Annotated in this window: 20 protein-coding genes and 1 tRNA gene; 18 read left to right on the forward strand and 3 right to left on the reverse strand. The window is 68.8% G+C overall.

Features of this window, described 5'->3' with window-relative positions; genetic code table 11:
• The first annotated feature begins 21 nt into the window (after positions 1 to 21).
• The 3 genes from FGL91_RS12645 (at position 22) to FGL91_RS12655 (ending at position 3,918) form a co-directional block, all read left to right on the forward strand.
• Entirely contained in the window at positions 22 to 969 is a 948-nt protein-coding gene (locus tag FGL91_RS12645; protein WP_227991615.1) for an ROK family protein, read from the forward strand.
• Between the two features lie 67 nt (positions 970 to 1,036).
• Positions 1,037 to 2,581 carry a M81 family metallopeptidase gene (locus tag FGL91_RS12650; protein WP_322619409.1) on the forward strand — a complete coding sequence of 515 codons (1,545 nt, stop codon included), beginning with the start codon at positions 1,037 to 1,039 and terminating at the stop codon, positions 2,579 to 2,581.
• Positions 2,578 to 3,918, forward strand: coding sequence for an alpha-L-fucosidase (locus tag FGL91_RS12655; RefSeq protein WP_153243972.1), 1,341 nt, complete (start codon positions 2,578 to 2,580; stop codon positions 3,916 to 3,918). The genes FGL91_RS12650 and FGL91_RS12655 overlap by 4 nt, the downstream gene beginning before the upstream one ends.
• Positions 3,919 to 3,993: 75 nt before the next feature.
• On the opposite strand, the gene FGL91_RS12660 is transcribed toward FGL91_RS12655, so the two are convergent.
• Entirely contained in the window at positions 3,994 to 6,828 is a 2,835-nt protein-coding gene (locus FGL91_RS12660; RefSeq protein WP_153243973.1) for an FAD-binding and (Fe-S)-binding domain-containing protein, read from the reverse strand.
• Positions 6,829 to 6,902: 74 nt separating this feature from the next.
• On the opposite strand from FGL91_RS12660, the gene FGL91_RS12665 reads away from it, so the two are divergent.
• Complete coding sequence (locus FGL91_RS12665; protein WP_153243974.1) at positions 6,903 to 7,565, forward strand: GntR family transcriptional regulator; 663 nt, start codon at positions 6,903 to 6,905, stop codon at positions 7,563 to 7,565.
• 14 nt (positions 7,566 to 7,579) lie between these two features.
• Here FGL91_RS12665 and FGL91_RS12670 read toward each other — a convergent pair whose 3' ends face one another.
• Positions 7,580 to 8,518, reverse strand: a complete 939-nt coding sequence (locus tag FGL91_RS12670; protein WP_131490897.1) for a hypothetical protein — start codon at positions 8,516 to 8,518, stop codon at positions 7,580 to 7,582.
• Between the two features lie 85 nt (positions 8,519 to 8,603).
• Between FGL91_RS12670 and FGL91_RS12675 the strand changes: the two genes are divergently transcribed.
• From FGL91_RS12675 to serA, 3 genes are all read left to right on the forward strand, one after another.
• Positions 8,604 to 9,068 (forward strand): hypothetical protein, encoded by a 465-nt coding sequence (locus FGL91_RS12675; RefSeq protein ID WP_131490898.1) that lies wholly within the window; start codon positions 8,604 to 8,606, stop codon positions 9,066 to 9,068.
• Positions 9,065 to 9,400, forward strand: coding sequence for a hypothetical protein (locus FGL91_RS12680; protein ID WP_047523921.1), 336 nt, complete (start codon positions 9,065 to 9,067; stop codon positions 9,398 to 9,400). The genes FGL91_RS12675 and FGL91_RS12680 overlap by 4 nt, the downstream gene beginning before the upstream one ends.
• Before the next feature lie 122 nt (positions 9,401 to 9,522).
• The gene (gene serA, locus FGL91_RS12685; protein ID WP_131490899.1) at positions 9,523 to 11,127 is read left to right on the forward strand and encodes a phosphoglycerate dehydrogenase; all 1,605 of its coding nucleotides are present in this window, start codon (positions 9,523 to 9,525) and stop codon (positions 11,125 to 11,127) included.
• A gap of 68 nt (positions 11,128 to 11,195) precedes the next feature.
• Here the strand turns inward: serA and FGL91_RS12690 are convergent, their stop codons facing one another.
• Positions 11,196 to 11,738, reverse strand: coding sequence for a TetR/AcrR family transcriptional regulator (locus FGL91_RS12690; protein WP_047523923.1), 543 nt, complete (start codon positions 11,736 to 11,738; stop codon positions 11,196 to 11,198).
• A 95-nt stretch (positions 11,739 to 11,833) separates the two neighbouring features.
• Between FGL91_RS12690 and FGL91_RS12695 the strand changes: the two genes are divergently transcribed.
• The 11 genes from FGL91_RS12695 (at position 11,834) to FGL91_RS12745 (ending at position 25,925) form a co-directional block, all read left to right on the forward strand.
• Complete coding sequence (locus tag FGL91_RS12695) at positions 11,834 to 13,369, forward strand: MFS transporter (RefSeq protein ID WP_131490901.1); 1,536 nt, start codon at positions 11,834 to 11,836, stop codon at positions 13,367 to 13,369.
• Positions 13,370 to 13,451: 82 nt separating this feature from the next.
• The gene (locus tag FGL91_RS12700; protein WP_153243975.1) at positions 13,452 to 14,495 is read left to right on the forward strand and encodes a 3-isopropylmalate dehydrogenase; all 1,044 of its coding nucleotides are present in this window, start codon (positions 13,452 to 13,454) and stop codon (positions 14,493 to 14,495) included.
• A 60-nt stretch (positions 14,496 to 14,555) separates the two neighbouring features.
• Positions 14,556 to 15,656 (forward strand): branched-chain amino acid aminotransferase, encoded by a 1,101-nt coding sequence (locus tag FGL91_RS12705; RefSeq protein ID WP_134353616.1) that lies wholly within the window; start codon positions 14,556 to 14,558, stop codon positions 15,654 to 15,656.
• Positions 15,657 to 15,784: 128 nt separating this feature from the next.
• A complete protein-coding gene (locus tag FGL91_RS12710; protein ID WP_047523926.1) occupies positions 15,785 to 16,561 on the forward strand; it encodes a fumarylacetoacetate hydrolase family protein in 777 nt (258 codons plus the stop codon).
• On the forward strand, positions 16,558 to 17,817 hold the full coding sequence (locus FGL91_RS12715) for an MFS transporter (RefSeq protein WP_131490904.1): 1,260 nt from the start codon (positions 16,558 to 16,560) through the stop codon (positions 17,815 to 17,817). Before FGL91_RS12710 ends, FGL91_RS12715 begins: the two co-directional genes overlap by 4 nt.
• Positions 17,814 to 18,578 carry a class I SAM-dependent methyltransferase gene (locus tag FGL91_RS12720; protein WP_153243976.1) on the forward strand — a complete coding sequence of 255 codons (765 nt, stop codon included), beginning with the start codon at positions 17,814 to 17,816 and terminating at the stop codon, positions 18,576 to 18,578. The genes FGL91_RS12715 and FGL91_RS12720 overlap by 4 nt, the downstream gene beginning before the upstream one ends.
• 53 nt (positions 18,579 to 18,631) lie before the next feature.
• On the forward strand, positions 18,632 to 20,137 hold the full coding sequence (gltX, locus tag FGL91_RS12725; protein ID WP_153243977.1) for a glutamate--tRNA ligase: 1,506 nt from the start codon (positions 18,632 to 18,634) through the stop codon (positions 20,135 to 20,137).
• A 99-nt stretch (positions 20,138 to 20,236) separates the two neighbouring features.
• A tRNA-Gln gene (locus FGL91_RS12730) sits at positions 20,237 to 20,308 on the forward strand.
• A gap of 130 nt (positions 20,309 to 20,438) precedes the next feature.
• Positions 20,439 to 21,902: a DUF3375 domain-containing protein gene (locus tag FGL91_RS12735; protein ID WP_153243978.1), complete on the forward strand. Its 1,464-nt coding sequence runs from the start codon at positions 20,439 to 20,441 to the stop codon at positions 21,900 to 21,902.
• On the forward strand, positions 21,895 to 22,557 hold the full coding sequence (locus FGL91_RS12740; RefSeq protein WP_047523930.1) for a DUF4194 domain-containing protein: 663 nt from the start codon (positions 21,895 to 21,897) through the stop codon (positions 22,555 to 22,557). The genes FGL91_RS12735 and FGL91_RS12740 overlap by 8 nt, the downstream gene beginning before the upstream one ends.
• Complete coding sequence (locus FGL91_RS12745; RefSeq protein ID WP_153243979.1) at positions 22,554 to 25,925, forward strand: ATP-binding protein; 3,372 nt, start codon at positions 22,554 to 22,556, stop codon at positions 25,923 to 25,925. Before FGL91_RS12740 ends, FGL91_RS12745 begins: the two co-directional genes overlap by 4 nt.
• Positions 25,926 to 25,931: the final 6 nt, after the last annotated feature.

Below are 25,931 nucleotides of genomic sequence, written 5' to 3' on the forward strand. Positions count from 1 at the left end.
GGCCAGGAACAGGGGACCACCATGCCCGTCACGCGTTCGAGCACATCCGGATCGGGAGTCGTCGGTATCGACATCGGAGGCACCAAGATCGCTGCGCTCCTCGTGAGCAGCGAGGGGACGGTGCTGGCACGGGGGAGCGTCGGCGCCCCCGCAGCGCAGGGCGGTGCGGCGATGGCCGATGCAGCCGCGGGTCTCGCCGCCTCTCTCGCTGCCGAGGCCGGTGTCCCGCTCGGGGCGGCCGGTGTCGGCGCTGCCGGTGTCATCGACCACGAGACCGGCACGATCCGCGCAGCCTCGGCGACCTTCGTCGGGTGGGCGGGCTTCCCGCTCGCCGAGGAGCTGGAAGCGCGACTGGGGGTGCCGGTGCGTGTGGAGAACGACGTCAACGCGTTCCTCCTGGGCGAAGCCGCCGCCGCCGGCCGCGAGGACCGCGACGTGCTGGGCGTGATGCTCGGCACCGGGGTCGGAGGCGCGCTCCTCATCGACGGTGAGCTCCACCACGGACCGCACGGTGCCGCGGGGGAGATCGGGCACACACCCGGCTACAGCGAGCTGGTCTGCACCTGCGGGCAGGTCGGGCACCTCGAGACATTGGCGTCCGGTACGTCGATCGCGATGCGGTACCAGGAGCGCACCGGCGACATCGTCCGCGACGCGAGAGTCGTCGCGGATCGTGCACGAGCGGGTGATGTGCAGGCGATCGCGGTGTTCGACGCCGCCGGCCGCGCACTCGCCCTCGCCTGCGCCAGCGCAGCGACGATCCTCGACCTGCCGTGCGCCATCGTCGGAGGAGGCGTGACGTCGGCCTGGGATCTTCTGGAGCCCGCGATCACGCGTACTCTGCACACGGATTCCCCGGTGTCCGGGATCCCTCTGCGCATCGTCCCCGCCGTCCTCGGTTCCGATGCCGTCGCTCTCGGCGCCATCGAGACCGCCCGCCGGGCTCTGGTCCCGGCGGGAGCACACTGAGCCCGACCTCCCGCACCGACAAGGAGCACATCACGTGACCGTACGTCCCGAAGCCCACGAGATCTGGATGGGTCCGCTTCCGACCGTCGCCGACGGGGGGCTCGCGCAGCCCCGGATCGGTATCGCCGGGATCTCCATCGAGTCGAGCACGTTCTCCCCGCACATCTCGGGCGACGAAGCCTTCACGGTTCGCACAGGTGAGGCTCTGCGCAGCTACTACCCGTTCCTCGACGACGGGCGCGAGCTCGCTGCGGCCGCCGACTGGGTGCCCCTCACCCATGGTCGCTCGCTGCCCGGTGGTGCCGTCGCGCCCGAGACCTACCGTCGGATGAAGGACGCCATCGTCGAGGGCATCCGCGAGCAGGGCCCCTTCGACGGCTTCTTCTTCGACATCCACGGAGCGATGAGCGTCGTCGGTCTCGACGACGCCGAAGGCGACCTCGCGCTCGCGGTGCGGGCGGCACTGGGGCCGGACACGCTGGTCTCGACATCGATGGATCTGCACGGCAACGTCTCCGAGGTGCTGCGCGACGCGGTCGACCTGCTCACGTGCTACCGGATGGCGCCGCACGAGGACTGGATGAACACCAAGGAACGGGCGGTGTGGAACCTCCTCGCCCGGCTGCGGGGGCCGCACGGCGCCGACCCGCTGGGCCGTCGGCCGTTCGTGGCGTGGGTGCCGGCCCCGGTCCTGCTCCCCGGCGAGAAGACCAGCACCCGGCTCGAGCCCGCACGCAGCATCTACGCCGAGCTGCCCGAGATCGAGGCGCTTCCGGGCGTCGTCGATGCCTCGGTCTGGATCGGCTACGCCTGGGCCGACGAACCCCGTTGCCAGGCGTACGTCGTGGTCACCGGCGACGATCGGGAGCTGATCGCGCGTGAGGCCGAGCGGGTGGCCCGCATGTTCTGGGAGGCTCGCGAGGACTTCGTGTTCGTCGCTGAGACGGGCACGCTCGATGAGGCGCTCGAGAAGGCGCTCGCGCCGGGAGCGCCCCACCCGTACCTCATCTCGGACTCGGGTGACAATCCGACGGCGGGCGGGGCGGGCGATGTGACGTGGACCCTTGCACACCTGCTCGCGCATTCCGAACTCATCGGCCCCGACCGCACGACCCTGGTGGCGTCGATCTTCGATCCCGAGGCGGTCGCGCGGGCGGTCGAAGCGGGCGTCGGGGCGACGATCACGATCGTGGCGGGCGCCCGGGTCGACGATGGCCCGCACGGCCCCGTGACGATCACCGGGACCGTCTTCTCGATCACCGACGGAGATCCGGACGCAGGCACGCAGGTCGTGATCGCGGCGGGTGGACTCCACGCCATCATCACGGAGCGTCGCAAGCCGTTCCATCACCTCTCCGACTTCCGGATGCTGGGCCTCGAGCCGACGACCGCGGACATCGTGGTGGTGAAGATCGGCTATCTCGAACCCGAGCTGTACGAGCTCGCCGCGGGCTGGACTCTCGCGTTGACTCCCGGAGGTGTCGACCAGGACCTCCTCCGTCTCGGTCACCACCGTCTACGCCCCGGTGTCTACCCCTTCGACCCCGACGGAAACCCCGACCTGAAAGCCGTGGTCGTCCGCCGCGGCGTCGCAGAGGAGCCGACCGCATGATGAACTTCGAGAAGCGCACCGGGCCGGACCTCGGCGCGGATGCTCCGACGTACCCGACGCAGAGCGTGCCCGACTGGTACCGCGACGCGAAGCTCGGCTTCTTCGTGCACTGGGGGCTCTACTCGGTGCCGGCGTGGGCCGTGCAGCACGGCGAGGGCGTGAACATCCCGACCGAGGACGCGTACGCCTGGCATCAGTACGCCGAGTGGTACGGCAACACCGTGCGGATCGCGGGGAGTCCGACCTGGGAGCGTCATCAGCAGCTGTTCGGGCCGGGGACCTCCTACGAGGACCTCGCCGATCGGTGGGACGCCGAGGCGTTCGACGCGGATGCCTTCGTCGGCGAGCTCGTCGGCGCAGGGGCCAGGTACATCATCCCGACCACGAAGCACCATGAGGGCTTCTGTCTGTGGGGCACCGAGACCACCGGCTTCAACGCGGTCGCGCGCGGGCCGCGCCGTGACCTGATCTCCGAGTTCCACGATGCCACCCGGCGCGCGGGCGCGAAGTTCGGCGTGTACTACTCGGGCGCGCTCGACTGGCATGTGAGCGACTTCCCGCCGATCGAGTCCGACACCGATCTGTTCCGATTCCGCCGCAACGACGCCCATTTCGCGCGGTACTCGGCAGCTCAGCTCGACGAGTTGGTCACGCGCTTCTCACCCGACGTGCTGTGGAACGACATCGAGTGGCCCGACGGCGGCAAGGGGCGCGACGAGTATGCGGTCGCCGCGCTGCTGGAGCGATACTTCGAGGCCGTCCCGGACGGCGTCGTCAACGACCGGTGGGGCGTGCCGTATCACGGCTTCCTCACGCGGGAGTACACGGACATCCCGGAGATCATCCCGGAGCCGTGGGAGTCGACTCGAGGCCTGGGCTACTCCTTCGGGTTCAACCAGGCCGAGGATGAGCGTCACTCGCTGTCGGGAGCCGCCTTGATCCGGCTGCTCATCGACGTCGTCGCCAAGAACGGCAACCTGCTGATCAACGTGGGTCCCGCCGCCGACGGGTCGATCCCGGAACTTCAGCGGCGCGCGATGCGCGAGCTGGGCACGTGGCTCGAGACGAACGGCGAGGCGATCTACGGCACCCGTCCGTGGGTTCGAATGGGCGAGCGGACCGGAGCGCCGCGGCGGTACACGACCACGGGCTCGACCGTGCATGTGCATGCGCTCGACCCGAGCGTCGGCACGCTGGAGCTGCCCGCGGAGCTCCTGGGCTCCGACTTGCGTTGGGCCGACGGTTCCGTCGCTGAGCGATCCACGGACGACCGCACGGTCGCTGTGATCCCGGCCGGTCTGCGCGAGGAAGCTGTCGCCGTCCTGTCCGCTGGCTGAGACGGACCGGATCGCGACCACGCGAGGGCCCTCCCGATGTCGATTCGGGAGGGCCCTCGCTGTGTGCACCGGGTGTCAGGGCCGGGTGAGCTCCTCGAGGACTTCGATCACGTGGCGGTACGGCCGGCCGGTGGCGCGCGTCATGCCGATCTCGCAGGTACGGTTCGCCGACACGAACGCGTCGAAGTCGCCGCGCGTGCTCTCCGCTTCGGCGATCTCCGCGGACTCCTGGGCGGTCGCGCTGGCCGTGAGTTCCGGGTGCAGCATGCCGCGGTCGCCCGCGAAGGCGCAGCAGCCCCATCCCTCGGGGACGAACACGTCGTCGGCGACGGCCGCGGCGATCGCGGTCAATGCTCCGGTCGCGCCGAGCGCGGTCGTGGAACAAGTCGGATGCACGGCCACCGTGGGGAGCTTGGCCGACACGGAGACCTTCGGCAGCACCTCGCGTGCCACGAACGTCGTGGCGTCCTCGATCCGCAGGTCTGCGTAGCGCGGGTTCTTCGCGACCGACTGCGCGAGCATCACGTCCAGGCCCTCTGTGCACGACGCCGCGTCGCACACCACTGGAAGCTCCCCGTGCCTGCTGGCTTCCCACAGCGACTCCAGCACCCGGTCCGACATCAGGGCGTAACCGTCCAGGTGCCCCTTCGACTTCCACGGTGTGCCGCAGCACAGGCCTCCGTTCTCCTCGGGGATCACGACGGCGATGCCCGCACGGTCCAGCAGGGCGCGGAGTGCGTCTCGAGAGCCCTCGCCGTCGCCTTCCGCGCCGAACATCGTCCCGATGCAGGCACCGAAGAAGACGGCCTGCGCGTCGGCCGGTGACTCCGGGCGCGGCGGCTTCGAACCACCGTGCGGGAGCCCGCCGTCGTACAGAGGCACGGTGTCGGCACCGAGGACGGCGCGGCCGAGATGCGTCACCCCGCGCACGAGCGGCGCAGGGAGGGCATCGGCGACGGTGAGCGCGACTCCACCGGCGCGCGTGACCGTGCCCCAGTGCTTGGCTGCGGTGCCCCATACCGCGCCTTCGACGGAGTTCGACTGCTCCGCTCGAAGCCGACGTACCAGATCACCGGTGTTGATGTCGACCGGGCAGGCCACGCCGCACATGCCGTCGACCGCGCAGGTCTGGACGCCGTCGTAGTCGTAGTCCTTCTGCAGGTCGCGCAGCAGCTCGGTGTCGCCCTGCTCCTCGGCCCATGCCATGTCGCGGCGGATCACGATGCGCTGGCGTGGGGTGAGCGTGATGCTCTTGCTCGGGCAGGTCGGTTCGCAGTAGCCGCACTCGACGCAGCGGTCGACCTCGTTCTCGACCGTCGGCACCCGCTTGAGGTCGTGCAGGTACGAGTCAGGGTCATCGGAGAGGACGACTCCGGGATTCAGGATGCCGTCGGGGTCGAACAGCGCCTTGATCTCCCACATCATGTCGGTGAGCTCATCGCCGTATTGGCGACGCACGAACGGCGCCATGATGCGACCGGTGCCGTGTTCGGCCTTGAGCGATCCCTGCTGCGCGAGGACGAGTTCGACCAGGTCGTCCGTGAACCGCCGATAGCGCGCGACGCTGTCGGGGTCGTCGAACCGTTCGTTGAGGAGGAAGTGGACGTTGCCGTCCTTGGCGTGCCCGAAGATGACAGAGCCTTCGTAGCCGTGCTCGGCGAACAGCTCGATCAGGCGTTCGCAGGTGGCGAGGAGCCGGGGGACGGGTACCACGATGTCTTCCAGCAGCGCCGTCGTACCGGACGGGCGCGCACCGGCGACCGCGGTGTAGAGCCCCTTGCGCACATGCCACAGAGCGGCGCGCTCACTCGCATCCGTGGTGAGGCGCGGGGGCACGGCCAGCGGGAGCTGCTCGAAGTGCGACTGCGCCTTCGTGCTCGACGCGGTGAGAGCGTCCGCGTCGGCGGCATGGACCTCGACCAGGAGAGCGGCGTGACCCTGGACCTCGATCTCGGCGATCGCAGAGGGGACATCGCTCAGTCCCTGAGCGACCCGCAGGGATGCGGCGTCCAGGAGCTCGATGGTGGCCAGACCGAGCCGGGTCAGGTGGGGGAGCGCCGTCATCGCCGCCGAGAGCGTCTCGAACACGAGAAGTCCCGTCGCGATCGACGGTCGCACTTCGATCGTGCGGAATCGAGCCTCCGCGACGAACGCGAGCGTGCCTTCGGACCCGATGATGAGATGCTCCAGGATGCGCACCGGGTCGTCGAAGTCCAGCAGCGCGTTGAGCCCGTAGCCCATGGTGTTCTTCATCGAGAACTGCTGGCGGAGGAAGGCGACGTGCTCGGGGGCGGCGAGCAGGCGTGCTCTCAGGTCGAGCAGGCCCGCGACGATCTCGGGTTCCGCCGCGCGCAGCACCTCGCCCGCATCCGGGCGGCCGGTGTCGAGGATCGTCCCGCTCGGGAGCACGACGGTCATCGACTCGATCGTCTGATACGAGTTCTCGGTGATCCCGCAGGCCATTCCGCTGGAGTTGTTCGCGACGACGCCACCGATCGTGCACGCGATCTCGCTCGCGGGGTCGGGGCCGAGCTTGCGGCGGTAGCGCGACAGGCGTGTGTTGACCTGACGTACGGTCGCACCGGGTCCCACCCGCACCGAGGCCCCGTCGTCCTCCACCCGGATGTCTCGGAAGTTGCTGCGCGTGTCGACGAGGATGTCGCCGCTCACGCTCTGCCCCGAGAGGCTGGTGCCTCCGGACCGGAACGTCATCGTGCGCCCGGCGGCGCGGACTGCGCCGAAGGCGCGCGCCACGCCCTCGGCGTCTGCGGGGGAGAGGACGGCATCCGGGATGAGCAGATAGTGGGACGCGTCGTGGGCCCGTGCGAAGCGGTCGATGGAGCGGGAATGGACCTGCGTCCTGGTACCCAGCAATGCGGTGTCCAGGGGTTCGGCGAGGGTGGTCGGCACGGTGCTCCTCTGCTCCGTCGAAAGATTGTCAGACAAGTGTACCGATACCTGGATGCTTCGATAGGCTGACCCGCATGACCACCGCTTCGGACGCAACGCTGGGGATCGTCGGCGTCGTGGATGCTGTCACCGCTCAGTTGCGCGGCCGTATCCTCCGTGCCGAGATCCGTTCCGGGGATCCGATCACGGAAGCGGCTGTGTCGCAGTCCTTCGGAGTGGCCCGTCCCAGCGCGAAGGCGGCGATCGAGCAGCTCGTCGCGAGCGGACTCCTGGTGCGCACGGCGCATCGCAGCGCGCGCGTGGTCGGGATCGATTCTGCGACGGTGCGGGATGTCTATCGCACCAGGACGCGGCTCGAGAGCGCCGCCCTTCGCGACCTCGCGGTGACGCGGACGGTGCCACGCGCGGCCGTCGAGGCGAACGCGGAGCTCCTCGCGATGCCGCCGGGGCCGGACCCGGCGACCGTCGCGCCCGACCTGCGATTCCACACCGCTCTCATCGAGGCGCTCGACAGTGAACGCACCGCTCGGATGTACCGCAGCGTCCTCGACGAAGTGCGCTTGTGCATGGCGCAGGTGCAGGGTCGACGATTGCTCGACGCGGCGGCGATCGCGGCGCAGCACAGCGATATCCTGGCTGCGGTCGCCTCGGGAGACGGGGAGCGAGCAGCAATCCTCCTCGACGCTCACCTGTCATCGGCCGAGGAGCGGCTGGTGGAGGCGCTCGACGCGGACTAGCGTCGCGCCCGTCGTCACTCCGCCGGCGCTTCCTCCACGACGATCGGCGCCTCGGAGGGGTCGGTCCATTCCGGGGCGGGGAGCACGGTGTCGGTCTGGCCGGCCTGGATCGCGCGCAGTGCCTCGGTGATCTCCTCGTCGTTCTCGGGAACGGGGAGCCCGCACGCCCGGAGCTCGGACGTGAACTGGAGCGTCAGCCGGATCTTCCCCGCTTCGACCGCCTGCGCCGTCGTGCCCGTGCGGATCTCGCTCCCGGTCTGGATCGCCGACACCTCATCGCACACGTGGTACACCTTGCCGCCATCGACCCAGACGACCTCGTCCTTGCCGAGGAGCAGGATCACGGCGGACTGGTCGGCCGTGTACTGCTCGACGGACGGCGGATCGAAGTCGACGCCGATGAACACAGCCAGGGCCGCGAGAGCCACGCCGACGATGCCGGCCGTGGTCTTCTGTCCCTTGTCCATGTCCTTGTTCAGGAAGATCAGGATGACCAAGGGCAGGAACGCGACCACCGCGATGATCGCGCCGAGCTGGTTCTGCACGAAGAAACGCGTCTTGTCGGACTTGCGTGCGGGGTCGAGGCGGTTCGCCTTCTTCCACAGCACCGATCCGGTGATGGACAGCGCCGCGATGACGACCAGCAGCACCAGCAGGGCGACGAATGCCCACTGCGGGAACGTCGCGGTGACGCCCTGTTCCTCCAACAGGCCGGTGTCGGGATCGCGGAGCAGAGTGCCGTCCTCGCCGACGAACTCGCGCTGGCGGAGGAGCCAGAAGATGCCGACACCCTCGCCGATGATCGCGACCGCCCAGAGGACCGCGGCGATCCACCGGAAGCGTGTGGCCCTGGCCTTTGCTTCCGCAGTGGGAGTCCAGCCGGAGGGCGGCTCCGGAGTCGCGTTCGTCGCGGACGGTTCGATCCGCGCGTCGGTGTCGTCACTCTCGGCCACGGTGCTCCCTTTCCCCTCCGATGCCCGCCGTTCCAGCTCAAGGCAACCCTGAGCATAGTGGACCGGGTGTCCTACGCTAGAGGGCATGACTTCCGACTCCGACGACGCCCTCACCTGGGATGGCGACGAGGCTTCCGCGCCGAAGGATCCCGCGTTGCCCCCTGGCTGGAACGCCGTCGGGAAAGGCAGTCGCGACGTCGGCACGATCGAGGGGGACGGAACGATCACTCCCGCCCGGTCGGATGAACAGGCCGGCCTGAGCACGCCGATGCTGCTGATCCTCGGCATCGTCGGCGGCGTGTATCTCCTCTACACGGTCGGATGGATCGTCGGCGGACTGCGTCTGCGGCCACTGGCGTCGTTCCTGGTCGCCGATGCGATGTTCCTGCCCTGGTTCGTCCTGGCGATCGCTGCGCCGGCGCTCTGGTTCCTCGCGAGCTGGGTCCTGACCAGGGGGAGGGCTTCGTGGATCCGCGTCGCCGTGCTGCTCGCAGGAGTCGTCCTGCTGGTTCCCTGGCCCTTCGTCACCGTGGGGGTGGTCGGATCATGAGCGCATCCCCGACCACGGAGCCGGTGTCCGCCGGTTCGCCGCGCTGGCTCGTCGGCCTGGTCGTCGGCCTGGCCGGACTGTTCTACGCATACGCGGTGTGGAACGCCGTCGCGCATCTGATCACGATGGCGCAGACGGGACTGACCGCCGGCGGGTGGGCGACCTTGCTCTTCGGCGTCGCGTTCCCCGCGATCGTCTTCGTCTTCGCGTACCTGATCGGCCGTCGTCGGCGGGTGGGGGAGCTCCTCCTTGTCTTCCTGGCCGGACTCGGTGTCGTCGCGGTGTTCTGGATGAGCCTGATTGCGCTCAGCCTGACGATGCCGAGCGCCTGAGTCGCGGGCGTCACACGGCACGGAGCGCCCCGAGCCCTCGGGTAGAGTTGACGCGATCGCGCCCCCATGGTGTGCGGCGCATCGGCCCCTCCCGCCTGCCGCGCTGCCCCGAAGGATCCACTGTGCCGAAGCCCGTCGTGCTCATCGCCGAAGTTCTCTCTCCCGCCACGATCGAGGCCCTCGGCCCCGACTTCGACGTCCGCGACGTCGACGGTACCGATCGCGAGGCGCTCTTCGCGGCACTCGCCGACGCTGACGCCGTGCTGGTGCGTTCGGCGACGCGCATCGACGAGGAGGCGCTGGCGCACGCGCCGAAGCTCAAGGTCGTGGCCCGTGCGGGCGTCGGTCTCGACAACGTCGACATCAAGGCAGCCACCGCAGCGGGCGTCATGGTCGTGAACGCGCCGACGTCCAACATCGTCTCCGCGGCGGAACTCACGGTCGGCCACATTCTGAGCCTCGCCCGCCGCATCCCCGCCGCACACGCGTCGCTCTCCGGTGGCGCGTGGAAGCGCAGCTCCTTCACCGGAGCCGAGCTGTTCGAGAAGACGGTCGGCATCGTCGGCCTCGGCCGGATCGGCGCCCTCGTCGCCGCGCGCCTCGCGGCCTTCGACATGCGTGTCGTCGCCTACGACCCCTACGTCACGTCCGCCCGCGCGCAGCAGCTCGGCGTGCAGCTCCTCTCCCTCGACGAGCTCGTGGCCGAGTCGGACTTCCTGACGATCCACATGCCGAAGACGCCGGAGACCACCGGCATGATCGGTGCCGCGCAGTTCCAGGCCATGAAGCCGACGGCGTTCGTGGTCAACGTCGCCCGCGGCGGACTGATCGATGAGGAAGCGCTCCACGCGGCGCTCGTCGCAGGAGAGATCGCCGGCGCCGGGCTCGATGTCTTCACGACCGAGCCTCCCGTGGAAGGCGGAACCGCGCGCCCGCTGCTCGACCTGCCCAACGTGGTCGTCACGCCGCACCTCGGCGCGAGCACCGAGGAGGCGCAGGAGAAGGCAGGCGTCTCGGTCGCCCGCTCGGTGCGTCTCGCACTCGGCGGAGACCTGGTGCCGGACGCGGTGAACGTCGCGGGTGGCGTGATCGACCCGTACGTGCGCCCCGGCATCTCCTTGGTCGAGAAGCTCGGCCAGATCTTCGCCTCGCTGGCGACCTCGCCTCTCACGAGTCTCGACGTCGAGGTGCACGGCGAGCTCAACGACTACGACGTGAGCGTTCTCAAGCTCGCCGCGCTCAAGGGCGTGTTCACGAACATCGTGAGTGAGACCGTCTCGTACGTGAACGCCCCGCTCCTCGCCGAGCAGCGCGGGATCGCCGTGCGTCTGATCAAGGACGACGTGAGCGACGAGTACCGCAACGTGATCACGCTCACGGGCGCGCTGTCCGACGGGACCCAGTTGTCGGTCTCGGGAACACTGACGGGGCCGAAGCAGACGGAGAAGCTGGTCGGGATCAACGATCACGCGCTCGAACTGCCGATCGAGCAGCACCACGTCGTGATGCTCTACACCGACCGCCCCGGCATCGTCGCGGTGTACGGGCAGAAGTTCGGCGAAGCAGGCATCAACATCGCCGGCATGCAGATCGCGCGTCAGGCGGCGGGCGCGCAGGCGCTCAGCGTGCTGACGCTCGACTCGCCGGTGTCGGAGGAGCTGCTCGAAGACGTGAGCGCCGCGATCGACGCCGACCTCTTCCGGCAGATCGAGATCACCGAGGTCTGATCACTCGACGCGACAGACGGGAGAGGGCGGGAGCGAGATGCTCCCGCCCTCTCCCGTCTCTCTGACCGTCAGGCCGTGGCTCGGAGCACCAGCGCGATCAGGTCCTTGAGCTCGTCGCTTCGGGGAACCAGGCGTTCGGGGCCGTGCACGTCGAGGGAGTTGTTGAAGTACAGGCCGTCGCTGACGAGCATCACGAGGTCGAGGCTCGCGTTGTCGCGCACGTGCGGACGGATCGTCTCAGCCCAACGTCGCCGTGTTTCGCGCAGCATGTCGGCCGCAGCGACCGAGCCGCCCTGCGCGAGCCTCGTCGTCGCGATCAGGACACGGTCGAGGGCGTCGTCTTCCATCACCGAGGTGCGCACGTAGTAGGCGACGGGCCCTTCCTCGGCCGCCGTCATCCGCTCGAGGTCCGCTGTCGTGAGGCGGTCGAGGCGCTCGACCAGGCCGATCTCCAACTCTTCCTTCGAGCCGAAGTGGTACAGCAGACCACCCTTGGAGACCCCTGCTGCCTTGGCGGTCGCGTCGAGGGTCGCGGCACGCTCGCCGTCTTCGATGAGGATCGCTTCGAAGGCGTCGAGCACCTTCTCGCGAGCGAGGGGAGGTCGGGGCATCGTGGGTCCTCTGCACAGGGGGAGCGGTCGGGATTCTGTTACTATACCAGCCGGACGGTTCACTAACCGTCGATCACGATCCTGAGAGGTGTTCCATGACCCGTACTGCGTCGATCCCGACGACAGAGACGGATGCTCCCCGTGTCGGAGCCCGTGGCTGGGCGGCGCTCGTCGTCCTCATGCTGCCGGTGCTTCTGGTGTCGGTGGACAACACGGTGCTGAGCTTCGCGCTCCCTGAGATCTCCATCGCGCTCGCGCCCACCGGTGCGGAGCAGCTGTGGATCATCGATGTGTACCCGCTGGTGCTCGCGGGACTCCTCGTCACGATGGGTACCCTGGGTGACCGGTTCGGACGTCGGAAGATGCTGCTGATCGGGGCGACCGGCTTCGCCGCCGTATCCGCACTCGCCGCCTTCGCGCCCACGGCCGGCTTGCTGATCGCCGCCCGTGCGCTCCTGGGTCTCTTCGGCGCCATGCTGATGCCGTCGACGCTCTCCCTCCTCCGGTCGATCTTCCGCAACCGTGATCAGCGCCGCATGGCGATCGCGGTCTGGGCATCGGCGTTCTCCGCCGGGTCGGCGTTGGGTCCGATCGTGGGCGGCATCCTGCTCGAGCACTTCGCCTGGGGATCGGTCTTCCTGATCGCCGTTCCGGTGCTCATCCCCCTGCTCATCGCCGCACCGCTGCTGGTGCCGGAGAGTCGTGATCCGAACCCGGGTCGCATCGATCTGATCAGCATCGCGCTGTCGATGGCGACCATGATCCCGGTGGTCTACGCGATCAAGTCCCTCGCGGTGGACGGCCCGAGCCTCACCGCCGGCGCCTGGGCTCTGCTCGGCTTCGGCATGGGCTACCTGTTCGTCCGTCGTCAGCTGCGGGCCAAGAGCCCGATGCTCGACATGGCGCTGTTCCGGCGCGGTTCCTTCTCCGGGGCGATCCTGGTGAACCTGCTCAGCGTGGTCGCGCTGGTGGGCTTCCTGTACTTCGTGTCGCAGCACCTGCAGCTGGTCCTCGGCCTGTCGCCGATGATGGCCGGCATCGCACTGGTCCCCGGCATGCTCGCGATGATCGTGGCGGGGCTCTCCGTCGTGCCGGTCTCGCGCCGCGTGCCGCCGCACATCGTGGTCCCCGCCGGGCTCGCGTTCTCGGTGGCCGGCTACCTCATCGTGGCGTTCACGACGCATGAGCACGGCGTCCTCCCGCTCGTGGTGGCGTTCGTGGTGCTGGGCATCGGCATCGGCGCGGCGGAGACGATCTCCAACGAGCTGATCCTCTCGAGCGCTCCCGCGGCCAAGGCAGGCGCGGCGAGTGCGGTCTCGGAGACGGCGTACGAGCTCGGGGCGGTGCTCGGCACCGCGGTGCTCGGTGGCATCATCACGGCGTTCTACCGCGGCGCTCTCGTGCTTCCGGCAGGTCTGCCCGCCGATGTCGCCCACGCGGCGGAGGAGACCCTCGCCGGTGCCTACACCGCCGCGCAGGAGCTCCCGGCGCAGCTGGGGACGGCCCTGTGGGACGCGGCGGCCGACGCATTCGGTTCCGGTGTGACGGTGACGTCGCTGATCGGGGCCGGGCTCGTCGTGGTCGCCGGGGTGATCGCCGCCGTCACACTGCGCAAAGCCCCCTCGCACTGACCAGTACGCTGGGAGGATCGGCCCGCCCCGCCCTGCGGCAGGTCTGGGCCGGTCCATCCCCGTGCAGTGCGCAAGGAGTGTCATGTCGCGTGTCGTGAAGCTGGCCGTCATCCCCGGTGACGGCATCGGTCCCGAGGTCATCGCCGAGGCGGAGAAGGTGCTCGACGCCGTGACCGCGGCGAGCGACGTCGTGTTCGAGAAGACCCGCTTCTCGCTCGGCACCGGCCGCTTCCTGGAGACCGGCGACACGCTCACCGATGACGACCTCGCCGCCATCGCCGCCCACGACGCGATCCTGCTCGGCGCCGTCGGCGGAACGCCGGGGGACCCGCGACTGAAATACGCGAACATCGAGCGGGGACTCCTGCTCCGGTTGCGCTTCTCGCTCGACCACTACGTGAACCTGCGTCCCTCCAAGCTCTTCGTCGGAGCTCCCGGACCACTGGCCGCGCCGGGGGAGATCGACTTCGTCGTGGTCCGCGAGGGGACCGAGGGGCCGTACGTCGGCAACGGCGGGGCGATCCGCAAGGGCACCCCGCAGGAGGTCGCGAACGAGACCTCCGTGAACACCGCATTCGGTGTCGAGCGGGTCGTGCGCTACGCCTTCGAGCTCGCGGAGCGTCGCCGCAAGAAGCTCACGCTCGTTCACAAGACCAATGTGCTCGTCCACGCCGGAGCCATCTGGCAGCGCATCGTGAACGAGATCGCGGCCGAGCACCCCGAGGTCACGGTCGACTACCTGCACGTCGACGCGGCCACGATCTTCCTGGTGACCGACCCCTCGCGCTTCGACGTCATCGTCACCGACAACCTGTTCGGCGACATCCTGACCGACCTCGCCGGAGCGGTCACGGGCGGCATCGGCCTCGCCGCCTCGGGCAACATCAATCCCGATGGCGCTTTCCCCTCGATGTTCGAGCCCGTGCACGGCTCCGCCCCCGACATCGCCGGTCAGCAGAAGGCCGATCCGACGGCCGCGATCCTCTCGATCGCGCTGCTGCTCGACCACCTCGGCCTCTCCGCCGAATCCGCGCGGGTGAGCGCCGCGGTCGAGGCCGACATCGCCGCCCGCAGCGCGGCGCGCACGACCGCGGAGATCGGTTCCGCGATCACCGCACGACTCTGACCGCAGGCGTAGGCTGAACGGGCGCGAGGATGCGCCCACCCACGAGGAATGGATGATGAGATGACGACCATCGATGCCGAGGCGACCGTGGCTCCCCTGGAGTTCGCCGTCACGAAGAACCTGACCGCCGCGTCGCCCGCGCGGCTGGCCGAGGTGCTGGAGAACCCGGGCTTCGGCGTGGTCTTCACCGACCACATGGTCGACATCTGCTGGTCGGTCAAGGGCGGCTGGCACCGGCCCCGCGTGCAGCCGTACGGGCCGATCCCGCTCGACCCCGCGGCGTCCGTCCTGCACTACGCGCAGGAGATCTTCGAGGGCATCAAGGCCTACCGCCACGCCGACGGCTCGATCCACACGTTCCGCCCCGACCGCAATGCCGCGCGCCTGCAGGCCAGCGCCCGCCGCCTCGCGCTGCCCGAGCTTCCGACCGAGTACTTCATCCAGTCGCTGCGCGAGCTGATCGCGGTCGACGGTCGCTGGGTACCCAGCGGGGCCGACCAGAGCCTCTACCTGCGTCCGTTCATGTTCGCCAAGGAGGCCTTCCTCGGCGTCCGCGCCGCGCAGAAGGTCGCCTACTACGTCATCGCCAGCCCTGCGGGCGCCTATTTCTCCGGCGGTGTGAAGCCGGTGCGCATCTGGCTCTCGGAGGAGTACGCCCGTGCGGGCAAGGGCGGCACCGGCAAGGCCAAGACCGGCGGCAACTACGCGTCGAGCCTGCTCGCACAGAGCGAAGCGAGTGCTCAGGGCTGCGACCAGGTCGTGTTCCTGAACGAGAAGCGCGACGTCGAGGAGCTCGGTGGCATGAACGTGGTCTTCGTGTTCAAGGACGGCCGCGTCGTCACCCCCGAGTCGGACAGCATCCTCGAGGGCATCACCCGTGACTCGCTGCTGCAGCTCGCGGAGGACCGCGGATACACGGTCGAGAAGCGTCCGATCTCGATCGACGAGTGGCGTGAAGGCGTGGCATCGGGCGACATCGTCGAGGTGTTCGCGTGCGGCACGGCCGCCGTCGTCACCCCGATCGGCGCGCTCGTGGGCGACGGCTTCGACGAGCCGCAGCCGCTGGGAGAACTCGCTCTCTCGTTGCGCGAAGAGCTGACCGACATCCAGTACGGACGCCGTGAGGACAAGCACGGCTGGCTCCTGCGCCTCGACGCCTGACGCCGGACCCCCGACGCCGAGACCCCGTCCTCTCGCCGAGACCCCGTCGTCTCGGCGCGCACAGGACGGGGTCTCGGCGGCGTTGGGGGGTCTCGGTGCAGGGTGCCGCGCTCGCTAGGCTGGACACCATGAAGATCGCCCGGTTCAGCCACGACGAAGCCATCATGTACGGGATCATCGACGAGCGCGAACTCGTCGTCCTCGCGGGGGATCCGATGTTCACCGGGTACGAGACGACCGGCGCTCGTGTGCCCCTCGCCGACGCCGCGCTGCTCGCTCCGGTGATCCCGCGGTCGAAGGTCGTCTGCGTCGGGAAGAACTATCACGATCACGCCGCCGAGATGGGGGGAGTGGCCCCGGAGGAACCGCTGCTGTTCCTGAAGCCGAACACGTCCGTGATCGGACCAGGTGATGCGATCGTGCGTCCCTCGCTCTCGGAGCGCACCGAGTATGAGGGTGAGCTCGTCGTGGTGATCGGGAAGATCGCGAAGAACGTGAAGGCCGAGAACGCGCTCGACTACGTGCTCGGCTACACGATCGGCAACGACGTGACCGCGCGGGACCTGCAGCGCAAGGACGGCCAGTGGTCGCGGGCCAAGGGATTCGACACCTTCTGCCCGCTGGGACCGGTGATCGAGACGGACTTCGATCCGGCCAACGCGACGATCGAGACGCGGGTGAACGGCGAGGTGCGCCAGCACGCCCCACTCACCGACATGATCCACTCGGTGCCGGCGATCATCGAGTACGCCTCCGCCGTCTTCACCCTTCTCCCCGGCGATGTGATCATGACGGGCACGCCGGCCGGGGTCGGCACGTTCGAGGCGGGTGACGTCGTCGAGGTCGAGATCTCCGGACTCGGCATCCTTCGCAACACCGCGCGCAACGCCGTTCCCGTGCCATGACGACCGTCGCCCTGACGGCGGCGCAGCAGACGGCGGTCCAGCGGCGAACCGTCCTGGTGCTGTCGCTCGGACAGGTCCTCGGCGGCATCGCATTCGGTGCGACGGTCTCCCTCGGCGCGCTCCTGGCCGCGGACATCTCGGGCAACGATGCGCTTTCCGGGCTGGCCACGGCTTCCGTGACGCTCGGAGCGGCCGCGTGCGCGATCCCGCTCGCCCGCCTCGCTGCGCACGTCGGACGGCGTCGGGCGCTCACCCTCGGCAACCTCTTCGCGCTCGTCGGTATCGCGGTCGTCATCGTCGCCGCCTCCCTGCGCGTCTTCCCTCTGCTTCTCGTCGGGATCCTGCTGATCGGGGCGGGCAACGCGGGGAACCTGCAGTCGCGGTTCGCCGCCACCGATCTCGCCGCACCGCAGCATCGTGGTCGCGACCTGTCGATCGTCGTCTGGTCGACGACCATCGGCGGTGTCGCCGGCCCGCTGTTGCTCGGACCGGGCGAGATCGTCGGGCAGGCGGTCGGGATGCCTCCGCAGACGGGCTCCTATCTGTTCTCGTTCGTGGCGCAGTGCGCGGCGCTCGTGCTCTACATCGTCGCGCTGCGGCCCGATCCTCTGCTGGCCGCTCAGCGTCTCGCGAAGTCGTCCGCCGCCGTCACGGGAACCGCGGTCGCGGACCGGCCTCGGGTCGCGCGCTACGCGATCTTCGCGATCGCGGGGTCTCACGTGGTCATGGCATCGGTCATGGCGATGACCCCCGTCCACCTGTCCCACATGGCGCATGGCGCCGGCGGGATGGCGCCGAGCCCGGCGGATGTCTCCGCGCTGGTCGGTATCACGATCGCGCTCCATGTCGGCGGCATGTACGCGCTGTCGCCCGTCTTCGGGGTGCTCGCCGACCGGTGGGGCCGGCTCCAGGTCGTCCTCCTCGGTCAGGCGCTCCTCGCGGGGGCGCTGGCTTTCGCGGTCTTCACGGGCACCGAGGCCTGGGGCGTGATGGTCGCCCTCATCCTGCTCGGTCTGGGGTGGAGCGCCGCGACGGTGGCCGGTGCCGCGCTCCTCACCGAGGCGTCCGCGCCTGAGCTCCGCACGCGCAGGCAGGGCCGCAGCGACTCGTTGATGAGCCTGTCCGCTGCGGCGGGTTCGGTGCTCGCGGGAGTGGTGCTGGCGAACTTCCAGTACGCGGGGCTCGGGGTCGCCGCCTTCGTGCTGGTCATCGCGATCGTGGCGCTGGCTCCGCTGGCTCGTTCCGGAGCACGGTGAAGGACTGGTCCGGCGTCGGCGACGCGTACTCGGCTTCCTACGCCGCGCTCTGCGCGGGCACCTTCTCGGCGATGCGGGAGGTGCTGGGCGAAGGGAACGGTCGCAGTCTGGTCGACGTCGGTGCGGGGGACGGCACGCTCGCAGCGAGGTGGGCGGCCGACGGATGGACGGTGACGGCATGTGAGCCGGAACCCACCATGCGCGCGGCGTCCCGCCGGTTGCACCCTCGGATCGAGACGATCGACGGCGCCCTGCCCACACTGCCGTTCGCGGAGGGAGAGTTCGACGTGGCCATCGCGAACTTCGTGCTCAATCACGTCGACTCTCCGCGCTCTGCCGCCGCGGAATTGCGACGAGTCAGCAGGGGTGTCGTCGTGGCGACGGTCTGGACCCTCTCGCCTTCCTGGCTCTGGGCCGAGATCACCGAGCGTGCCGGGATCGCGCCGTTCGTCGGCGCACGGCTCTCGGACGCGGAGGACTTCGAGCGGACGTCTGACGGATTCGGGCGGATGCTGCACGAGGCGGGACTCCCGCACGTCGCGGTCACCGAGATCGACTGGATCTGGAACGCGGACCCGGATTCGCTCTGGCTCTCGGTCGACGGGGGAGTGGCCGGTGCGGGTGCTCTCTACGCCGGTCTCGACCAGGCCGAGCGGCAGCGCTTCCGAACCGCGTTCGACACCGTCGTGGAGGAGCGGAGCGTGCGCGGATCGCTGCCGCTGGAGCATCGTGCGGCGATCGCGGTGAGCGCCGGTCGCTGAGCGCCGCGACCCGCCGACGGCGCCCAGCGCTGTCCCCGTAGAATCGAAGGGCTATGGCTACCCCTCATCCTCTCACCACGACTGTCAGTGGTGCCGACGTCCGCGTCCGCTTCTGCCCCTCGCCGACCGGTCTGCCGCATGTCGGCATGGTCCGCACGGCTCTCTACAACTGGGCCTATGCCCGTCACAACGGCGGGAAGATGGTGTTCCGCATCGAGGACACTGACGCCGCGCGTGACAGCGAGGAGAGCTTCCGCCAGCTGGTGGACGCGCTGACCTGGCTCAAGATCGACTGGGATGAGGGCGTCGAGGTCGGCGGTCCGCATGCGCCCTACCGGCAGTCGGAGCGTCACGACATCTATCGTGAGGTGATCGACAAGCTCATCGCCACCGGAGCCCTCTACGAGAGCTACTCCACGGCGGAGGAGATCGATGCGCGCAACGAGGCCGCCGGTCGCGCCAAGCAGCTCGGCTACGACAACTTCGACCGCGACCTCACCGATGCGCAGAAGGAGGCGTTCCGTGCCGAGGGCCGTCAGCCCGCTCTCCGCCTGCGTGTTCCGGATGAGGACCTCACGTACGTCGACCTGATCCGCGGTGAGGTCACCTTCCCCGCCGGTTCGTTCCCCGACTTCGTGGTGGTGCGTCCGAACGGCGTGCCGCTGTACACGTTCGTGAACCCGGTCGACGATGCGCTGATGGGCATCACCCACGTGCTGCGTGGCGAAGACCTCATGCCCTCGACCGCGCGCCAGCTCTCTCTGTACGCGGCACTGATCGATGCGGGTGTGACGACCTTCGTGCCGCGCTTCGCCCACATGCCGCTGGTGCTGGGGGAGACCGGCAACAAGAAGCTCTCCAAGCGCGACCCGCAGGCGGACCTGTTCCTGCACCGGGAGCGCGGGTTCATCCCCGAGGGGCTGCTCAACTATCTGGCTCTGCTCGGCTGGTCGATCGGTCCCGACCGCGACGTCTTCTCGCTCGATGAGTTCACCGCCGCGTTCAACATCACCGACGTGAACCCCAACCCGGCGCGCTTCGATCAGAAGAAGGCCGAGTCGATCAACGGCGATCACATCCGGATGCTGGGGGAGAAGGACTTCGCCGAGCGGACCGTGCCGTACCTCGCCGCCGCGGGTCTGTTCGATGAGCCCACGCATGAGCAGCTGGTGATGGCGTTCCGCGTCGCGCCCCTCGTGCAGGAGCGTGTGCAGCTGCTGGGTGAGGTGCCGGGGATGGTCGGCTTCCTCTTCACGGATGAGGTCTCGTATGCCGAGGACGCGCTCAAGGGCCTTCCGGCGAATGCGGCCGAGGTGCTCGACGCCTGCGTCACCGCGCTCGAACCGGTGACGGATTTCACGCCGGAGAAGATCCAAGAGGCCCTCGCCGCCGAGCTCGTCGAGAAGCTCGAGCTCAAGCCGCGCATCGCCTACGGCCCGCCGCGGGTGGCCATCACCGGCCGACGGGTCTCGCCACCGCTGTTCGAGTCGATGGAGCTGCTGGGCAAGGAGGAGTCCTTGCGACGCCTGCGGTCGCTCTCCACGTTCCTCGCGGGCTGAACCGCGACGCGCCCGGGCGGCGGCACAGGGCACCGGTTTTGGTGTTCCGCCGCCGCTCGGGTAGGCTTGATTCTCGGTGCGAGGCCCTGGTTTCGCCCTTGGGGTATGGTGTAATTGGCAACACGACGGTTTCTGGTTCCGTTATTCTTGGTTCGAGTCCAGGTACCCCAGCAAGATCAAAACCCCCGCTCAGACGGGGGTTTCTTCGTGTTCGGGTGATCGTCCCCAGCTGGCCGGTCGTCGCACGGCATCCTCCCGCGTCGCGTCCGAGGAACACCGACGTCGCGACTAATGTGAATGTGTGACAGGAACACGAGCGGAATCGGCATACTCCCGTGCTGTCACCGCTTTCCGCACTCCGACCCTCGATCTGCTCCACGGTCGGTTCGCTCCCTTCGTCGTCGCCTCGCTTTCTCTGCTGTTCACGGCTGACCGGCCGTCGATCCCGATCGCGGATGCCCATGCCGAGCTCTCCGAGATCCTCGAGGAGCTGAGGGGCGCGGACGACGACGACGATGAGCGGCGGACACCGGCGGGGACCGGACGGGATGTCTCGAGGAACTGGGTGCGCCTGGGCTGGCTGGTCCAGCAGATCGATGACGACGTCGAGGTGTATCGGCTCTCCGCGCATGCGGTGGAAGCGCTGGAGATCGCGGGCCGGACGGGCGGTGGACGCACACGCGTCTCGAACTCCCGTGTGCGCACGCTCCTCGAGGCCGTGGAGCACTTGGCGGACAGCGCGGAGGTCGATCCGGAGCGACGACTCACGCGCCTTCGCGAGGAGCGGACGGCACTCGACGCGGAGATCGCCCGGATCGAGGAATCCGGCAAGGCGGATCCCCTCGATGATGAAGAGCTCTTCGAAGAGGCGGAGAACGTGCTGCATCTGGCTCGCGAGCTCCCGGCGGACTTCACGCGCGTCGCCGAGTCACTGAAGCTCATGCAGCGCGATGTCGTCGCCCACCTGCGTCGCGACGAGCGTCCGACGGGCGAGGTCCTCCGTGAGTATCTGCAGCGCGCGCAGGACGTCATGAACTCCACCCCCGAAGGGCGCGCGTTCGCCGGGGCGCTGCGGTTGATCGGTGACCCGGAGCGCATCGACGCGCTGTCCGAGCAACTCCACGGCCTGCTCCGGCAGCCGTTCGCACGCAAGCTCGACAGCAACCAGCGCGCCGATCTCGATGCCATCGGACGCCGGGTCGAACTCGGCGTCGAGGAGGTCTTGGCCGCGCAGCGCCGCGCATCGCACGTCATCACCGGGCAGGTGAAGACGCACGATCCGCTGCGGGACCGTCAGATCGACGACCTGCTCCGCGATGTGATCGCCGCCCTCCACGTCTGGGACGGCACGGGCGCGAGCGCAGCGCCGGTGCGCAGCCTCCCGCTCGTCGACCTCGGACACCTCCGGCAAACGGTGAGCAGTATCCGCCCTCCCGCCGCCCCCGCTCCCCTCGCGGACGCCGACGACGTCGAGTTCCTCGACGTCGACAGTCGCGCCTGGGGAGGCCCGAGATACACCGAACTCGAAGACCACGTCTCCGCTCTCGGTGAGGAGTTCGACCTCGCCGCGGCGTTCACGACAGCCGCGGACGACACGCGCCGCCCCGTCGACCTTCTCGGTCTGCTCGAGATCGCACACCGCAACGGCATGACCGAGAGCGACGAGGTGTCGGTGGTCGAAGCCCTGCGTCCGGACGGCTCGACTCGACGTTTCGCGTTCGGTGCCGTCACGGCGCGCAACCCGAAGGAAGATGCACATGCCTGAACAGAGCCTCGCGACCGAGGCGCCGCTCGATGAGCCGTTCATCGCGCCGGTTCCGATGGAAGACGACATCGAGGAGCACTTCGCCGGTGATCGGGGAACGCTCGATCCGGAAATCCGACGAGTGCTCGTGCACATCCTGCAGCGCCGGTTCATCGCTGCGGAGCGCAACCGTCGGGAGTGGACCCTGCTGCTGGACCATCAGCAGGTGATCGAGTCGCGCTTGAACGATCTGTACCTGCGCCTGGTCATCGACCACGGCCGGGGGTTCGCGTACAAGCAGCAACTCCGCTCCGATGAGATCGACATGCCTGTTCTCCTCAAGGATGCGCCGTACACACGTGCGGAGACCCTGGTGCTCGTGCACCTGCGCACCGTCTATCAGCGGGAGTCCGCTGCCGGTGAGGCCTCCGTCCGCATCGACATCGAAGATCTCGAGCAGACGGTGCTGAGCTACTTCACGGATGTCGACGGAGGGACCGCCCGACAGCAGAAGGCGATTCGCAACGCGATGGACCGCCTCGACCGTGAGGGGATCATCCAGGAGGAGACGAGTGGTCGCTATCGGATCACGGCGCTCGTCGAAGTGGTGCTGAGCGCGGAGACGCTCAAGGAGCTCCGGGATTGGCTGCGGTCGCAGGAAGTGGTGCAACGATGACGATGGTCGACACGCTGTTCGGACTCATTCCCTCGGGGTCCCGAGGACAGCAGTGGATGGCGGAGGAACTGCAGCTGATCAACTGGGGCGGCTATGACGGCGGCCCTCACCGCGTGCGTTTCTCCCCGGATGCGACCCTGCTCTGCGGCGGTTCGGGGTCGGGGAAGTCCACGCTGATGGACGCGTACATCGCGCTCATGATGCCGCACACGACACCGTTCAACGGCGCGTCCAACGGTGGCGTGACCGGGCGCCCCCGGGGCGAGGAGCAGCGGAACATCCTCTCCTACGGGCGCGGGAAGATCGACGAGTCCCGAACCGAGGACGGCACCAAACTGCGCGTGCTGCGTGGTGACGGTGAGGACACCTGGAGCGCGATCGCCACGACGTGGCTGGATCACGACGGGTCACGGTTCACCGCGGTGCGTGCGTGGTACATCCCGGCGGATGCGCGCACTCTGGAAGACACCACCCGGGTGCGGGCGACGGTCGGCGGCGCCTTCGACCTGGGACTGTTGGAGCAGGCGGCCGCGCAGCGCCTGTCCGATGCGGCGGTGCGTGGGACCGGGCTGGAGACGCTCGCCACCGACCGTGAGTTCTCGGCGCGGCTGCAGGCCGTGCTCGGGATCGGTGCCGCGGGCTCCGGCTCGAAGGCCATCAGCCTGCTGGCGCGCATCCAGGCAGGACAGCAGATCACGACGGTCGACGATCTCTACAAGAAGCTCGTCCTGGAAGAGCCCGAGACCATGGCCACCGCAGACGCCGTCGTCGCGCACTTCGACGAGCTCGAGAGCACGCGCACCCGGATGCTGACCGCCAAGCAGCAGGTGAGCGCTCTCGAACCGATCCGGGCGATCAAGGAGCGGATCGCCGCGGCTGCCGAGCGCGTCAGGGTGATCGACGAGGTCGGGGTCTTCACGGATCCGTCCTCGCTCGCCGCTCTGTGGAATGCGCAGCGACGTCTGGATCTGCTCCGCGAGGTGGAGGTCGAACTGGGCGACCGTGCGCGTGCCCTGAGCCTCGCCGTCCGCGAGAAGCGTGCGCTCGTCGACGCGGCCGACCTCGAGCGCGAAGGACTCCTCGATGTCCTTCGTCAGTCCGGCGGCGATCGCCTCGAGACCGCGCAGCGCGAGCTCCGCGTCGCGGAACGCCGGCTCGAGGACGTCCGTCGGGAACGGGCGAAGTTCGACGCCATCGTCCGCGAGTTCGGCGCAGAGGTCGAAACCGCGGCGCAGTTCGACGCGTTCGTCTCCCAGGCTCGCGGTGCGTCGGCGAAGTCCGACAGCCGCGGGGCACGGGCTGCGTTCGCCGACGCGGAGACGACTCGGAGAGCCGCGGAGACGGAGATGCGCGGTGTTCGGGAGGAACGCGAGCGGACGAGCCGTGTGCGGGGCAGCATCCCGGCGCGTCTCGACGAGTCGCGGGCGCTGCTCGCCGAAGCGGTGGGTCTCTCCCCGTCGGAGCTCCCCTTCGTAGCGGAGCTCATCGAGCTGCGGACCGAGTTCGAGCCCTGGCGTGAGGCTTTCAACCTCGCTCTCGGCGGTTTCGCCCGGACGCTGCTGATCGATGCCGAGCACCTGGCGACGTTCCGCTCCGCCATCAACGCGGTCCGCACTCCCGAGCGCCTGAACTACGAAGGCGTGCACGTCGGACTGCCCGAGATGCGCCCGGCTGACCCGAAGTCGCTTCCCGCCCGGCTCGACTACCTGCCATCGCCCTTCACCGGCTGGTTGCAGCAGAGACTGCAGGAGCGTTACGGGTACGTCTGCGTGGATTCTTCTTCGCAGCTGAGCGAACACCAGAAGGCGCTCACCATCAGCGGTCAGGTATCTCAGGGAAGCCGCGGCGGTCACGGCGGTCAGGGCCGTGCCAATGTGCTCGGCTTCACCAACGAACGCCGGTTGCGGGAACTCGACGAGCAACTCCACCGACTTGCCGAGCGATACGAGGACGCCGCCGCGGCGGCGCAGGAGGCCGAGGCCGCGCTCGACCGGATCGAGACGACGTCCACCGCGCTCGCGAAGATCGAGGACCTCACCTGGGAGCAGATCGATGTCGCCGCCGTGGAAGCGGAGAAGGAGCGCTGGCTCGCGGTCGAAGCCGAGGTGACGACGGCCAGCCCCGAGATCGCGCAGCTGAAGAGCCAGGCCGAGGAGTTGAGGGCCCGTGCGGGTCGCCTCCGCGACGACGAGGCGCGTCTGGGCAATGAGCTCGCCCAGACGCAGGAGCGGTGGGGGCAGGTGACCGATGACGTCGACACCTGCCAGACCGTGATCGATGCGGCAGCGTCGTCGGGGACCGTCTTGGAGGAGGGGCACGCGGCCTTCCTCGACGGGCGATTCCTGCATGCGGAGACCGGGGACACACCGACGGCGGCTCAGAGACTGTCGCATCTCGACACAGCGCTCCGGACCGCCGCGCAGCGCCTCCTCGAGGAGCGCCGCGAAGCCGCCGACGCTCACGAGCAGCAGCGGGAGAGCATGCGTCGACTCATGACCGGGTTCCTCGAACGCTGGGACAGTCTGACGATCCTCCCCGATCCGGATGCCTCGGTCGGCGAGTTCGAGAGCATCCTCGAAGCGCTCCAGACCAACGGGCTGCATGAGCTCGAAACCGAGTGGCGCGACAGTCTCCTCAAGCTGTCCGGAAACGATCTGACGAGCCTCGACTCGACGCTCAGCCGCTCCCTCCGAGAGATCAAGGATCGGATCGATCCCATCAACAGGATCATGGAGGAGCTCCCGTTCTACGACGATGACCATCGGCTGCAGATCACCCCGCGGGAGAACCAGACGGAGGCGCGCAAGCGGTTCCGCAGGGAGCTCCGTGAGGTCCGCGGACTCATCGATGCGGCGTCGACGGATGCGGAGCGTGAGACCGTCTACCGCAAGATGAGCCGGCTGATCGCACGCATGCGTCGCACGGCCCCCGATTTCGCGGAGCTGATCGACGTGAGGAACCATGTGCGGGTGAGTGCGGAGAGAGTGGACGCCGCCACGCGTTCGCATGTCGCGCTCTACGACCACATCGGCGAGAAGTCCGGAGGGGAGTCGCAGGAGCTTGTCGCGTTCATCGTCGGCGCCGCTCTTCGGTACCAGCTCGGAGACGCGGGCGCGGCTCGACCGCGCTACGCCCCGGTCTTCATGGACGAGGCTCTGATCAAGGCCGATGCGCATTTCACGAAGCGCGCGATCGGTGCGTGGAGAGGTCTCGGCTTCCAGCTGGTGATCGGCGCCCCGAACGACAAGTACAGCGCGATCGAGCCTCACGTCGATGTCGAGTACGACATCCTCAAGGACACGCACGGGCGGTCGTGGGCAAAGGCGAAGGTGGGCCTGCCGGAGGACACCGAGAATCGGAACGCCTAGGCTCCA

Origin of the sequence: Microbacterium sp. CBA3102 (genome assembly GCF_007954505.1) — a bacterium.
GTDB lineage: Bacteria > Actinomycetota > Actinomycetes > Actinomycetales > Microbacteriaceae > Microbacterium > Microbacterium aurugineum.